Raw genomic sequence first — 13,344 nt, 5'->3', positions numbered from 1 at the left:
CCTCGGGCCGTCAGGGCGTGGGACCGTTGAAGTTGATGAACAGGGGCGCCGCATCGAGCCGATCCAGACAGGCGGTTGGCAGCCCTTCGGGGCTGGCGGTGCTGACGAAAGTTTCAATCAGCTGCGGCGCGCAGCCCTCGACACTGACAAAGTGGCCCTGGCCCTCAAGCTCCAGGTGCCGGCCCCGGCTGAGCGATTCGGCCACCTGCTCGGCGTACTCGGGGGGCGTGATGGGGTCGCGTTCGCCCGAGAGCAGCAGGGTGGGGACGTCGGAGTTGAGCGGTTCCTTGAAGTCCTCATCCATCACGCCGCGCGGCCAGAGCTCACAGATGTGGCGTATGTTCGCCAGAAACTCGGTGCCCATGTAGGTGTCCCGGTTGCGCTCCTCCCGGGCGGAATCCTTGTCGTAGAAGGGCGCATCTTCGGTGCAGAGTACGGCGTTGTGCATGCCGGGGGCGAGCATGTCTTCCATGGCTTCGGCGGAGGCGGTGGCCGCCCGGGCGATGGGCGCAAAGTTCCCGTTGGCGGCGGCTTCATGCAGCATGGGCGGCAGCAGCGCCAGCGAGCGGGTGTTGTACAGGTACATGCGCACCAGCGCTTCCAGGTGGGTGCGGGTGAAGGTGAGCGTTTTTTGCTGTCCGGTGCGGAAGCTTTCGGCCTCCACCTCGATGGGGCCTTCCTCCAGTCGCGCGAACAGCGCCTCGACGTCGCGGCGAAGCTGGGGGAAACGTGTCCGGCATTCGCTGTCCTCCTCGCAGCGCTGGTACATGTCGTTCAGTACCCGCTGGCTGAGAAAGGCGATGTCCGGGCCCAGTGCGAGACTGGGTGGCACCACTGAGTCCAGGGTGGCGGTGCGCACCGCTTCCGGGTGACGCCGCATATAGTGCAGGGCGACGCGTGTGCCGTAGGAGGCGCCAAAAAGATTCCAGTGTTTTTTCCCCAGCGCTTTGCGAATGCGCTCAAAATCGCGGATGGCGACGCTGGTGGTGTAAAAGCGCGGGTCACCGGGCAACTGCTCCAGACAGGCGGTGGCCATGGCGCGGGTCTGTTCGGGTGATTGTTCGCTGAGCAGGAGCGCATCGCTGTCCACGGCATCGCCGCAGCCGAGGAAGTTGGAGTGGCCGGTACCGCGCTGGTCGATCAGGTAGAAATCGCGCTCCTTGGCCAGATCGGAGAAAACCCGATCCATATGCAGATAGCTTTCGCTGGCGCTTTGCCCGGGACCGCCGGCTAGAAACAGCATGGGCTCGAGCGGGGCCTTGGGCTTGCGCGCCGGTCGGCGGGCGATAAACAGTTTGATGGTGTTGGCGTCCCCGGACGCTGACCCGGATGATGACTCGGGTAATGAGTAGTCCTCGGGCACTTCAAACCAGGCGCACTGCAGGGTACGGTCCCGGCCTTCAGCCTCGAGGAGGCACTCGCGAAACTCCACCTCTCCGACGGTGGCCACCACGGGCTGATCCATGTCGATCAGCGGGTCGGTGTCTTCTCTATGCGCCTCACCCTCTCCACTCTGGGCGGAGAAGGCGAAGGGCGCGCCGGCAAAGGCGCACATTATTGTTATCGCTTTGATGGTCAGCCGCATACGGCCTCCTCTTCCCTAAATGTTGTCTTTGCTGTCGGCGCTACGAAGTCGGCCCGTACTATACACCACTATCGGCGACGATCGCCGTGCATGCGGTGTTTGGCGCTGGCAATTGCACTCAGAGGGCGCTACGCTGATCCGGTGTGGTCCATAAGACAATAACGACTCCCGAGGAGCTCCCCATGACCCTGCACCGCCTGATCCGGTCAGTACTGATGTTCACCATCCTGTTGGTGGGGGCCACCGGGCTTGCCGCCTGCAGTGGCAGTAGTGGTGGCGGTACGCCGCCCGATACTACGCCCGAGCCCGAGCCCGAGCCCGAGCCGGAACCTGAACCTGAACCGGAGCCCGACCCGGATTCCGAAGTGCCTCCCGGCGGTGTTTCGGTGATTACGCCCCGCCCGGCGACGGACTTCAACCTCTACGCCGGTGACAATGACGGCCCGGTGGGCTCGGCGGACACGGTCGAGGCTGATCACGAGCGCTTCGACCAGGCGGTGCGGGTCAATGTCACCAACCCCTCCGGCGCCTTCTGGAATGGCCAGGTGCAGTATCCGGTGAACGTCGATGTGGCCTCCGGTGATGTCCTGTTGGTCCGTCTGTATTTCCGCTCGGTGGAAAACACCGAAGAGACCGGCGCCGGTTTTGCGACCTTCTTCATCGAGGGGCCGGCGCCCGATTACACCAAGTACGCCGAGCGGGCACTCTCCAGTACCGGGGACTGGGAGGAATACTATATTCCGGTGCAGATGTCGGGGAGTGAGTCGGCCGGCGAGCTGATGGTGAAAGTCGGCTTCGGGGCCGGCGATCGGGCGCAGGTATTCGACGTCGGCGGCGTGGAGGTCTGGAACTACGGCACCTCTGTGGCCCTGGAGGATCTGCCCAGAACCGAGCTCAGCTATGTGGGGCGGGAGGCCAATGCCGACTGGCGCGAGGCAGCCGCCGAGCGTATAGAGCAGCACCGCAAGGGGGATTTTACCTTGCAGGTGGTGGATGGTCAGGGTGAGCCGGTGGCCGGCGCCGAGCTCAGCGTGGCCATGACCGACCATGCCTACCACTTCGGATCCGTGACGGTGGGAAATCTGCTCACGGGTGACAGTCCCGACAGTGAGCGCTACCGCGAGACCGTGTTGGAGCTTTTCAATCAGAGCGGCCCGGAGAACGACCTCAAGTGGGCTCCCTGGATCGGGGAATGGGGCGAGAATTTCAACCAGACCGATACCATCGCGGGCCTGCAGTGGCTCAAGGACCACGGCCTCTACACCCGCGGTCATGTCATGGTCTGGCCCTCGAAACGCAATCTGCCCGAGTTCATGCAGCCGTATTTGCCGGAGGGTGAGCCCGGGAATGCCGATCCGCAGGCCGAGCAGGAAGTGCTCGATCATATCGATGATATCGCCACCGCCACCATGCATGTGCTCGACGAGTGGGATGTGCTCAACGAGCCCTATGACAACCACTACCTGATGGACGCCTTTGGTGATGAGGTGATGGTGGACTGGTTCGAGCGGGCGCGCATGAACCTGGACGAGCACCGGTTGTACATCAACGACTATTCGATTCTCTCCGGTGGCGGGCGCGACACGGCGCATCAGGACCACTACGAGCAGACCATCCGTTACCTGCTGGAAAACAATGCGCCGCTCAATGGTATCGGCATGCAGGGGCACTTTGGCAGTTCACCCACGGCCATTGCCCGGGTCTACGATATTCTGGAGCGGTTTCACAGCGAGTTCGAGGCGCTGGATATCCGCGTCACCGAATTTGATGTCAACACCACCGACGAGGCTCTGCAGGCGGACTACACCCGGGACTTTCTCACTATCGTGTTCAGCCATCCGGCCACGGTGGGGGTGCAGAAGTGGGGCTTCTGGGCCGGCGCCCACTGGAATCCGGATGCGGCCATGTACACCGAAGACTGGCGGGAAAAGCCCAACGCCCGGGCCTGGAGAGACACCATTTACGACGAATGGTGGAGTGAGTTCAGCGGCACCACCGATGCCGAGGGTCGGTTCAGTGGGCGCGGGTTTTACGGCTCCTATGAAGTCACGGTGACGCTGGATGGCGAGGAGACCGTTCAGGCGTTTGAGCTTGTGCCCGAGGGCTCCGAAACCATCAGCGTGGAACTGTCGGAATAAGAGTCGTTCTAGAACGAGGGGGGTAACTGCTGCAGCATTTCGCGGCGTGAGTGGATCAACTCCTTGTAGGTCTGCAGCATACTGAAGTCGACCGGCTCGTCGCTGCCCTTGAGGGCGTCCAGTTGCCGTTCGAAACGGGTGATTTCGCCCACGAGCTTCTCTCGCAGTTGCTCGGTGCCTCTGAGGTTGGCGCTGAAAGCGTGCTGTTGTCTGTGCACAGTAGTATGCATGTCTGGACTCCTTGTGTTGTTTCTCAAACAGCATAGCTCAGTGGCGGCGATAAAACTGTGCCCTGATAGACCGTTTTGTTCCCGGTTTTGCCCAACCTTGGCCGCTATGTGTATAAGCACGCCGGGCGCGGCCTGGGGGCTGCGTCGAGCGCCTCTGAACCCCCTAACCGTTCTGCGCCAGCCAGGCCTTGGCCAGGAACAGGGCGGCCACGGTGCGGCCTTCGCTCACCTCTTCCCGCATGGAGAGGGCGAGCAGGTCGTCAAAATCAACGGTAACCACCTCAATGGGTTCGGGTTCGTCGCCAACCAGTTGTTCCGGGTAGAGATCACGCGCCAGCACTACGTTGATACCCTGCTCCATATAGGCGGGGGACAGGGTCAGGCGCTTGAGCAGGCGCAGGTCCCGGGCGCCATAGCCGGCTTCTTCCTTCAGCTCCCGGTTGGCCGCTTCCAGCGGGGTTTCGCCCTTGTCCACGGCGCCCTTGGGCAGCGCCAGGTGGTAGTCGTGGATGCCGGCGGCGTATTCGCGGATCATCACCACCCGGTTGTCATCCAGCACCGGAACGATCAATACCGCGCCGGGTCCGCCGCCGCACAGCTTTTCGTAGATCCGCTCCTCGCCATTGCTGAAGCGCAGATGCAGCTCGTCGGCGCGGAACAGTCGGCTGCGCGCGACCGTGTGACGCTTTAATATCTCCGGTTTTCTGGGCATACTGTCTCTGTTCTCCCGATGTAAGGCTGTGCACGGCGCATGATCAATTGGCAAGAAATCGATACCGTACTGCTCGATATGGATGGTACCTTGTTGGACCTCCATTTCGACACCTATTTTTGGCTCGACCACCTCCCCAAGCGCTACGCCGAAATCCACAACCTGGATCAGGCCGCCGCGACGAAGACGCTCATGGCGCAGATCGAAGCGCGTCAGGGCACGCTGGAATGGTACTGCCTGGATCACTGGTCGCGCTCACTGTCGGTGGATATCCGGGGCCTGAAAGAGGAGATCCGGCACAAGATCCGGATCCGCCCGCACGTGGAAACCTTTCTGACCCGCCTGCAGGAGCACGGCAAGCGGCGTCTGCTGGTGACCAATGCGCATCCGCAGAGCATCAGTCTCAAACTGGAAGAGACCGCCATCGATCGCTGGCTGGACGGGATCGTCTCCTCGCACGAGCTGCGCGAGCCCAAGGAGGCCCAGGCCTTCTGGCACCGCCTGCAGGAGCGCGAGGCTTTCGACCCGGAACGCACCCTGTTTGTGGACGATACCCCGCGGGTACTCGAGTCCGCGCGCCAGTACGGCATCCGCCATCTGCTGTGCATTCATCAGCCGGACAGTCAGATCGAGCGGCTGGTGGAGAATTACCCGGCCATCCATCATTTTGACGAAATAACGCCGCCGCAGCTGTCCGAACTGTTATGAGCAACACCCTGAGCAAAGTCCGCATCGACAAGTGGCTCTGGGCCGCGCGCTTTTTCAAAACCCGCAGTCTGGCCAAAAAGGCCGTGGAAGGCGGCAAGGTCCATTGCGACGGGCAGCGGGTGAAGCCCAGCAAAGACATCACCACGGGGCTGGTGCTGACCATTCGCCAGGGCTTTGACGACAAAACGGTGGAGGTGATCGCCCTGTCCGATCAGCGCCGGGGCGCCCCCGAGGCCGCGCTGCTGTACGAAGAGACGCCCGAAAGCCTGGCCAGGCGCGAGGAACGCGCCGCCCAGCGCAAGGCCGGCGGTCTGGCGGGACAGTTGATCAGCGATCACAAGCCCAACAAGAAAGAGCGTCGGCAGATTCACCGCTTCCAGCGTAAAATGAACATGGACGAAGAGCCGTAGGCCGGACACCGCCCTTTCGGCATTACCCGGGCCGGGCTGCGCCACCGTGGCATTACGTAGGGTGGGCTCCGCACCCTCATTTTGTGTAGGGTGGGCTCCGCCCACCAAAAAAAACCCATCACCCACTGAACTTATTCCAGCGAGAAACCATGTTCGACAACGATCTATTACACCGCTTTCTGTTTGATCAGTGCGACGTCCGGGGCGAAATTGTGACCCTGAGCGACAGCTATCTGGAGGTGATGAACAACAACCCCTATCCTCAGGGCGTGCGCGAGCTGCTCGGTGAGTTTCTCGCTGCGGCGTCACTGCTGTCCAGCACCCTGAAGTTCAACGGTCTGATCAGCCTGCAGGCCAAGGGCGAGGGCCCGGTCAGCATGATCATGGCCGAGTGCAGCCACCACCGGAACCTGCGCGGCATTGTGCGCCTGCAGGACGCCAACGATCGTCCCCAGGGGCAGGGGTTGGGCGAATTGCTGGGCAAGGGCATCATGGCAATCACCATCGAGCCCGAGCAGGGCGAGCGCTACCAGGGGGTGGTGCCCATGGACAGTGACAGCCTGGCCCAGTGCCTGGAGCACTACTTCTATCAGTCCGAGCAGCTCAAAACCCGCCTCTGGTTCGCTCCCGGTGAGCGCGCCTGCACCGGCATGATGCTGCAGGCGCTGCCGCGCCAGCTGCACGCGGACGAAGATGAAAACCGCGACCACTGGGAGACTCTGGGGACGCTCGCCGGTACTGTGACCTCCGATGAGCTGATTGAGCTGGACCACGAGACGCTGCTGTACCGCCTGTTCAACGAATACCCCCTGCGCCTGTACGAGCCCGTGAAGCTGCAGTTTGCCTGCAGCTGTTCGCGCGAGCGCAGCGCCAATGCCCTGCTCTCACTGGGGCGGGAAGAGGTGGTTGAGTTGCTGGCCGAGCAGGGCGGCATCGACATCGATTGTCAGTTCTGCAATCAGCATTACCATTTTGATGCGGCCGACGTGGAAGATCTTCTGGGCGACCAGACGATTCACTAGGACTTTGAAAAAGTTTTATTGTCACCTTGACAATATGGCAGATCGGTCTTATGATCAAAAGTACCATAAGCAATGTCAGGGCTGTTGCTCAATGTCCGCCCCTTAACGGACATTGAGCGGCAGGCCGCACCCCTCTCTGGTGCGGATCTCTGCGAGGCATAGCTGTGTGTCTTGGTAGACGTTGTTTTGGTTGTATCTTTTGTTCTCTCCATGTCTTCGGGCTGGGCGGCGACGCTCAGCCCGGTTTTTTATCCGCTTTGCCTCCCGCCTCCCAGTACCCTAGCTTTAGAAATAACAACACTCTGTAAAACCGGTTACAAACTGTGGGGCAAGCTCCGCTTCGACCTCCACCGGAGGGTGATGTTCTGCAGCGAACTGTATTGTGTCCAGCGAACGGCATTGGGCTTCGGGACCGCTGAGGGTAAACTGTCGCTCCCGGGAGCCCCGAGCGGACCCGCAAGACCGACGAATCTGGAAGACAATACTGGAATCAACGCCATGACGGAGACCATCAAAAACGCCGCCGAGCGCCTCGAACACTGGATTGCCAAGGAGGCGCTGCCGCTCTGGCAGCGGCTGGGGCTGGACCCATCCCAGGGCGGTCATATCGAGCAGCTTCAGGCCGATGGCCAGATCGACGCCGCGGCCAACATTCGTGTCCGGGTGCAGGCCCGTCAGGCGTTTGCATTCGCTTTCTCCACCGCCCGGGGCTGGTGTGAGGCCGAGCCCGAGGCGCGTCAGCTGATGCGATTTATCGAAACGCGGGCGGCCCACCCCTCCGCCGGTGGCGGTTTTACCCACCTGCTAAGCCCGGATTTTGCGGTGATCGACACCAAACAGGATCTGTACGACCACGCCTTCTCCCTGCTGGCCTATGCCTGGTGTTACCGCGCCTTTGGTGATGCCGCCTATCTGCAGGGGGCGGCCGATCTGGTGGCTCACCTGGATCGTCGGTTTGGCTCCGACTGTGGCGGCTGGGTTGAGGGGGACTACCCGCATTCGCAGCGTCGCCAGAACCCCCATATGCACCTGTTCGAGGCCATGATGGCGCTCCATGAGGCCAGCGGCGAGGCCCGCTGGCTCGCGCGGGCGGGCGAGCTCTTTGCTCTCTTCCAGACTCGATTTTACGACCGGGAGCGGGAGGTATTGTTCGAGTTTTTCAATGACGACTGGACCCTGAAGCACGCCCCCGAACAGGCTCCGCTGGAGCCGGGTCATATGATGGAGTGGGTCTGGCTGCTGGACTGGTACCACCGCCTGAGCGGCCACCCGGTGGATCGCTACACCGAGGCGCTCTATCGGCGGGGGCTTGAGCTTGGGCAGGTGAGCTCGGGATTGTTGTGGGATGAGGTGACCCTGGAGGGTGTCGTCCTCAAACGCACCAAACGCTGTTGGGGGCTGACCGAGCTGATCAAGGCGAGTCTGGTGCGGGCCCGTGCCGGTGATCCCGAGGCGGAACCCCGGGCGGTGAAGGCCATTGATGATCTGTTCCGCTATTACCTCTGCGCGCCCACGCCCGGCGCTTACGTCGATCAGCGGGGCGAGCGGGATGAAGTGGTGGTGGACAAGGCGCCCGCCAGCACCCTCTACCATCTGGTGGTGCTGACCGCCGAGGTAGCGGATTACGCCGGGGCGTCGCCCGGCTGAGATCCTTTGGCTTTGGCCGATTCGTTCACCGGTGCCGTGCTTTTGCGGATTATGAATTCGGTCGGCAGCACGCATTCGGTCTGGCTCAGGGTTTCCCCCTCGATAATGCGCAGCAACATGTCCGTGGCCATCTTGCCCATCTCCTCGGCCGGCTGGGACATGGTGGTCAGGCTGGGGTCGCAGTACTTGGAGTAGGCGATATCGTCAAAGCCGGTGACCGAGACATCTTCCGGCACCCGGATCCCCTGGGATTTCAGCGTCTGGATCGCACCGATGGCCATTTCATCGTTCATGCAGAAAATGGCGGTGGGGCGCTCTTTCATGTGGCAGAACTGAAAGGCGCTGTTCAGGCCCGACCACATGGTGAAATCGCCCTCGGCCACCAGCCCCGGCTCAAACGGAATGCCCGCCTCGGCCAGACTTTCCTTGAAGCCCTTCATCCTGTCGATGGCGTGTGGGTTGTCTTTCAGGCCCGAGATCACGCCGATGCGCCGGTGGCCCAGGGAAATCAGGTAGTCGGCCATGGTTTTCGCCGCGCCCCGGTTGTCGATCCGGATGGAGGGGCCCTCGGTGTACTCACAGCCACAGGCGTTGACGCTGGCCAGGTCGGGAGGAATGACGTTGTGCGCTTTCTCCGAGTGGGGGCGCAGCTGCAACAGACCGTCGGCCAGCCGGGTTTCCACGCGGCGGATGTACTCCAGTTCCCGCTCCGGGGTGCCCCGGGTATCCCCCAGCAGCACGGCGTAACCCTTCTGCTGGGCCCGGTCCTCGATGGCCCGGATCACCAGTGAGTAGAAGGGGTTGGCGATGTCGGGCACGAGCACCACAATTGCGTAGGAGCGGGCCGAGCGGAAATTGCGGGCGAGCATATTGGGCCGGTAGCCCACCTTCTCGATCGCTTTCTGTACCTTGCTGATGCTCGTTTCAGAGACCTTTTCCGGGTTGCTCAGGGCCCGGGAGACTGTGGCGACGGAAACCCCCGCTTCGCGGGCGACCTCTCTGATACTCGACATTGAAAGTGCTCTTTTCAGGTATGTGTCAAAGGACAATGGGGCCGAGTTTACTATAGGGCACCGCTAATAATACAGAGTCGTCTCGGTGCGGGACCAAAACCTCCATACCTTTGTCAAAAAGCGCTCCGGCATTCGGGCCATCCGTGGCCCTGGCGCTCTAGTTCTTGACACCGGCGGCGGCCCGACGGGCCCGCAGGTCGGCCTCGATTTCGCCCATGCGCTGAGTGTTCAGCGGGTAAACCACCAGCAGCAGAAGAGAGACAAAGGCAAAGGCGGCCGGAATCCAGCTCATCAACAGCACCATGCCATCGGTGGTCTGCGCAATGGTGCTCTCGTCGGTGCCGACATAGCCGTAGGCGCCCAGCACGATCAGTACCAGCGCGCCGGCAAAACCGCCACCGGTTTTCTGGATGAACGAGCCGGCCGAATAGAACAGGCCGGTGGCGCGGCGATTGTGTTTCCACTCGGAATAGTCCGCCGCATCGCCCAGCATGCTGAAGATCAGTACGGGCATGAAGGCGGCAAAAAATTCAGCAGCGCCCCCCAGAAGATAAACCCAGTAGACCCGGAACTCCAGGTTGAGCTCGAACATGGCCAGTGATTCGATTTGAAAGACCCAGAACCCGTCCGAAGGGAGGAAGAAAATCAGACCGGTCAGAGCGCCGCTCACTATCAGCGAAATTGCGAACAGGGCCTTCTTGCCGATGAGGCGTGTGAGGTAGCCTGCCACCAGCGCCGCCACAATGGAGACAACGAGCAGAATGATGAAATAGCGGCCCGTCAGCACCGGTTCGCCGATGTAGTGGTTGAAGTAATAGGCGATGACCCCGTATTTGATGCCATTGAACATCATGGTCAGAAAGCCCAGTCCAAGGATCATCAGCCAGGGCATATTGGTGAGCAGGTCGATCAGGTCGCGCTGGGAGGGGGTGGTCTCGCTCTCGGGGCGCTTGATCAGCTTCTGGATGGCGTACCAGGTCACGGCGAGGACGAGCGCGCAGAAAAGGCCGCTGTAGAGGCCACGATAGTAAAAGAACAGCGAGATGCTCAGCAGCGGTATGACAATGAACGGCAGGTTCCAGGCCAGGTCTTTCAGCTCCTGTTTGAACGGCGCCTGGGAGGCGACCGAGTGTACCCGCTCTCTGGTGGTGAAAAAGGTGATCAGGCACAGCACCACCAGCAGCGCGGCAAAGACGTACATGGTCTGCTGGTAGCCCTTGGCGTCATCGCCCTGACCGAAATAGGCCACCAGGTCGGGCGTGAACCCCATGACCAGCACACCACCGAGGAAGGCGCCGGCAAAGCGGTAGCCTGACAGGACGCTGCGCTCTTCGTGGCTGGAGGTCATCACGCCCATCAGCGCCGAATAGGGCACGTTGTTCATGGTGTAGGCGAGGGTCAGGCCGATATAGGTGAAGTAGGCCCAGACCAGCTTCATGGGGGTGCTGATGTTGGGCGCGGTAAAGGCGAGCACCATGAACAGCGCCAGGGCCGGCGCGGTCCACAGGATCCAGGGGCGGAACTTGCCGTGCCGGGACTGGGTCCGGTCGGCCACCATGCCCATGACGATATCGGTCATGCCGTCCGAGATCCGCACCACCAGAAGCAGCGCGGCGGCGGCCGCCGCCGAAATGCCCAGGGTATCGGTATAGAAAACGGCGAGATAGGCCAGCGCGCCGCGCCAGACCAGGTTGGCGGCCGCATCGCCCATGGCGTAGCCACTTTTTTCGAGAATTGAGAGCTTTTTATCAGTAGTTGCCGACACGTAACACCTTCCATTGCGAATTTATTGAATTTATAGCGGCATAGACTAATTGCTGATTTTGCGAAAGTACAGGAAATTTGCCGTGGGGCGCTCACGATGAGACCTCCTCGTCACTTTATCTTTGTGGGACCCTTGCGAGACAATATGTAACCGATTACAATTCGGCCTCCGGTCGGTTTGGCCGCCCTTGTTTTCATCCGCGCTGTCATACTTCTGCAGTGCCATCATAATAATCGGAATCGCGCTCATGCAGCTCGCAGCAATCGATATCGCCATCATCTTTATTTATGTCGCGGCCACGCTCGGGCTGGGCTTCTGGGTGTCCAAGAGGGCCTCCAGAGACATCAGAAGCTATTTTCTCGGTGGCAACAAGCTTCCTTATTGGACCCTGGGTATCTCCAACGCCTCGGGCATGTTCGATATCAGTGGGACCATGTGGCTGGTCTCGTTGCTGTTCGTCTATGGCCTGACAAGCGTCTATATCCCCTGGCTCTGGCCGGTGTTCAACCAGGTGTTCATGATGGTGTTCCTGTCGGTCTGGCTGCGCCGCTCGGGGGTGATGACCGGGGCCGAGTGGATCACTTTCCGATTTGGCGAAGGCCTGGGGTCGCGCCTGTCGCATCTGATTGTTGTGATCTTCGCGCTGGTGAGCGTGATGAGTTTTCTCGCCTACGGTTTTATCGGTATTGGCAAGTTCGCCACGGTGTTTCTGCCCTGGGAGTTGCACCCGGACGATTACTGGAATGAAGTGATTTACGGGCTGATCATCACCGCGCTGACCACCGTGTATGTGGTCAAGGGCGGGATGTTCAGTGTGGTGTTCACCGAGGTGCTGCAGTTTTTCATCATGTCGGTCGCCTGTGTGGGGGTGGGCATCATCGCCATGCAGCAGGTCTCCCCCGAGGTACTGGCGGCAGTGGTCCCCGATGGCTGGAGCAGCATCGGCATCAGTTGGAAACTGGACCTGGACTGGTCGGGCACGCTCGATGCCGCCAATACCCAGATCGCCACCGATGGCTACAGTCTGTTCGGCATCTTCTTCATGCTGATGCTACTCAAGGGCATTCTGGTGAGCATGGCCGGCCCGGCGCCCAACTATGACATGCAGCGGATACTCTCGGCCCAGTCGCCCACCGAGGCGGCCAAGGTCAGCTGGTTTGTCAACGTGGTATTGCTGTTTCCGCGCTATATGTTGATTACCGGCCTGACCATTCTGGCGCTGGCGTTTTTCATGGACGACCTGCGCGCGATGGGGGCGGATGTGGATTTTGAGCAGATCCTGCCCATGGCCATGGCCCACTATGTACCGCCTGGCCTGTTGGGGCTGCTGATCGCCGGCCTGCTCGCCGCCTTCATGTCGACCCTGGCCGCGACCACCAATGCTGCCCCGGCCTATGTGGTGAACGATATCTACAAGCGCTATATCAATGCGGACGCGGACCCCAAGCGCTATGTAAACCTCAGCTATATTGTCTCGGTCCTGTTTGTGGTGCTGGGGGTATGCATCGGCCTGTTCATTCCCACCCTGCACGATATTATCCAGTGGATTGTCAGTGCCCTGTTTGGCGGCTACGCTGCCTCCAATGTGCTCAAATGGTACTGGTGGAGGTTCAACGGCTATGGCTATTTCGGCGGCATGGTGGCGGGCCTGGTGATTGCTCTGGGGCTGATCTTTAGCGATCTGTCGCCGCTGCACGCCTTCCCCTTCATGCTGTTGATCAGTGCGGGCGCCTGCATCGTGATCTCGCTGTTTACTCCGGCGGACGATATTGAGGTGCTCAAGCGTTTTTACGTCAAAGTCCGGCCCTGGGGCCTCTGGGGCCCGGTGCGCCGCGCCGTGCAGCAGGAGTACCCGGAGGTGAAAGCCAATACCGAGTTTGGTCGGGATGCAACCAATGTGGCGGTGGGGATTGTGTGGCAGACGGCGTTGGTCGCTTCACCGATTTTCATGGTGATCCAGTATTGGCAGGAGTTTGTGATCTCGATGCTGGTTGTGGCGGCTACCAGCCTGTTTCTGTGGCGCAACTGGTGGGTCAAGCTCAAAGACTACCCGGATGATATGCCGGCGGAACTGGTCGCCGAAGCGGAAGCCAGTATTGTTTCCAAAAACTGAT

The 13,344-nt window shown here is 61.0% G+C and carries 11 protein-coding genes; 6 read left to right on the top strand and 5 right to left on the bottom strand.

Annotated features, from left to right (window positions below):
• Positions 1-10: 10 nt before the first annotated feature.
• On the bottom strand, positions 11-1,585 hold the full coding sequence (locus tag AAE484_RS14010) for an alpha/beta hydrolase (RefSeq protein WP_341939034.1): 1,575 nt from the start codon (positions 1,583-1,585) through the stop codon (positions 11-13).
• Positions 1,586-1,767: 182 nt separating this feature from the next.
• Here AAE484_RS14010 and AAE484_RS14005 point away from each other — a divergent pair, with 182 nt between their 5' ends.
• On the top strand, positions 1,768-3,723 hold the full coding sequence (locus AAE484_RS14005; RefSeq protein WP_341939033.1) for an endo-1,4-beta-xylanase: 1,956 nt from the start codon (positions 1,768-1,770) through the stop codon (positions 3,721-3,723).
• Between the two features lie 8 nt (positions 3,724-3,731).
• On the opposite strand, the gene AAE484_RS14000 is transcribed toward AAE484_RS14005, so the two are convergent.
• Together AAE484_RS14000 and nudE are read right to left on the bottom strand one after the other, a co-directional pair.
• A complete protein-coding gene (locus AAE484_RS14000) occupies positions 3,732-3,953 on the bottom strand; it encodes a hypothetical protein (RefSeq protein WP_341939032.1) in 222 nt (73 codons plus the stop codon).
• Between the two features lie 163 nt (positions 3,954-4,116).
• Positions 4,117-4,665, bottom strand: a complete 549-nt coding sequence (nudE, locus tag AAE484_RS13995; RefSeq protein ID WP_341939031.1) for an ADP compounds hydrolase NudE — start codon at positions 4,663-4,665, stop codon at positions 4,117-4,119.
• A 39-nt stretch (positions 4,666-4,704) separates the two neighbouring features.
• Between nudE and yrfG the strand changes: the two genes are divergently transcribed.
• The 4 genes from yrfG to AAE484_RS13975 all read left to right on the top strand — a co-directional run bounded on the left by yrfG (position 4,705) and on the right by AAE484_RS13975 (position 8,452).
• Positions 4,705-5,373, top strand: a complete 669-nt coding sequence (yrfG, locus tag AAE484_RS13990) for a GMP/IMP nucleotidase (RefSeq protein ID WP_341939030.1) — start codon at positions 4,705-4,707, stop codon at positions 5,371-5,373.
• Positions 5,374-5,381: 8 nt separating this feature from the next.
• Positions 5,382-5,783 (top strand): RNA-binding S4 domain-containing protein, encoded by a 402-nt coding sequence (locus tag AAE484_RS13985; protein ID WP_341939113.1) that lies wholly within the window; start codon positions 5,382-5,384, stop codon positions 5,781-5,783.
• Positions 5,784-5,932: 149 nt separating this feature from the next.
• Positions 5,933-6,805 carry an Hsp33 family molecular chaperone HslO gene (gene hslO, locus AAE484_RS13980; RefSeq protein WP_341939029.1) on the top strand — a complete coding sequence of 291 codons (873 nt, stop codon included), beginning with the start codon at positions 5,933-5,935 and terminating at the stop codon, positions 6,803-6,805.
• A 498-nt stretch (positions 6,806-7,303) separates the two neighbouring features.
• A complete protein-coding gene (locus AAE484_RS13975; protein ID WP_341939028.1) occupies positions 7,304-8,452 on the top strand; it encodes an AGE family epimerase/isomerase in 1,149 nt (382 codons plus the stop codon).
• Here the strand turns inward: AAE484_RS13975 and AAE484_RS13970 are convergent.
• Together AAE484_RS13970 and AAE484_RS13965 are read right to left on the bottom strand one after the other, a co-directional pair.
• Positions 8,428-9,465, bottom strand: a complete 1,038-nt coding sequence (locus AAE484_RS13970; protein WP_341939027.1) for a LacI family DNA-binding transcriptional regulator — start codon at positions 9,463-9,465, stop codon at positions 8,428-8,430. The genes AAE484_RS13975 and AAE484_RS13970 overlap by 25 nt on opposite strands.
• 157 nt (positions 9,466-9,622) lie before the next feature.
• A complete protein-coding gene (locus tag AAE484_RS13965) occupies positions 9,623-11,176 on the bottom strand; it encodes an MFS transporter (RefSeq protein WP_445928861.1) in 1,554 nt (517 codons plus the stop codon).
• 301 nt (positions 11,177-11,477) lie between these two features.
• Between AAE484_RS13965 and AAE484_RS13960 the strand changes: the two genes are divergently transcribed.
• On the top strand, positions 11,478-13,343 hold the full coding sequence (locus AAE484_RS13960) for a sodium:solute symporter family protein (protein WP_341939025.1): 1,866 nt from the start codon (positions 11,478-11,480) through the stop codon (positions 13,341-13,343).
• The last annotated feature ends 1 nt before the right edge of the window (position 13,344 follow it).

This window comes from Marinimicrobium sp. C2-29, from assembly GCF_038419845.1.
Classification (GTDB): domain Bacteria; phylum Pseudomonadota; class Gammaproteobacteria; order Pseudomonadales; family Cellvibrionaceae; genus Marinimicrobium.
The sequence above is the reverse complement of the archived record's forward strand: the minus strand, read 5'-3'. Positions and strand labels throughout refer to the sequence as shown.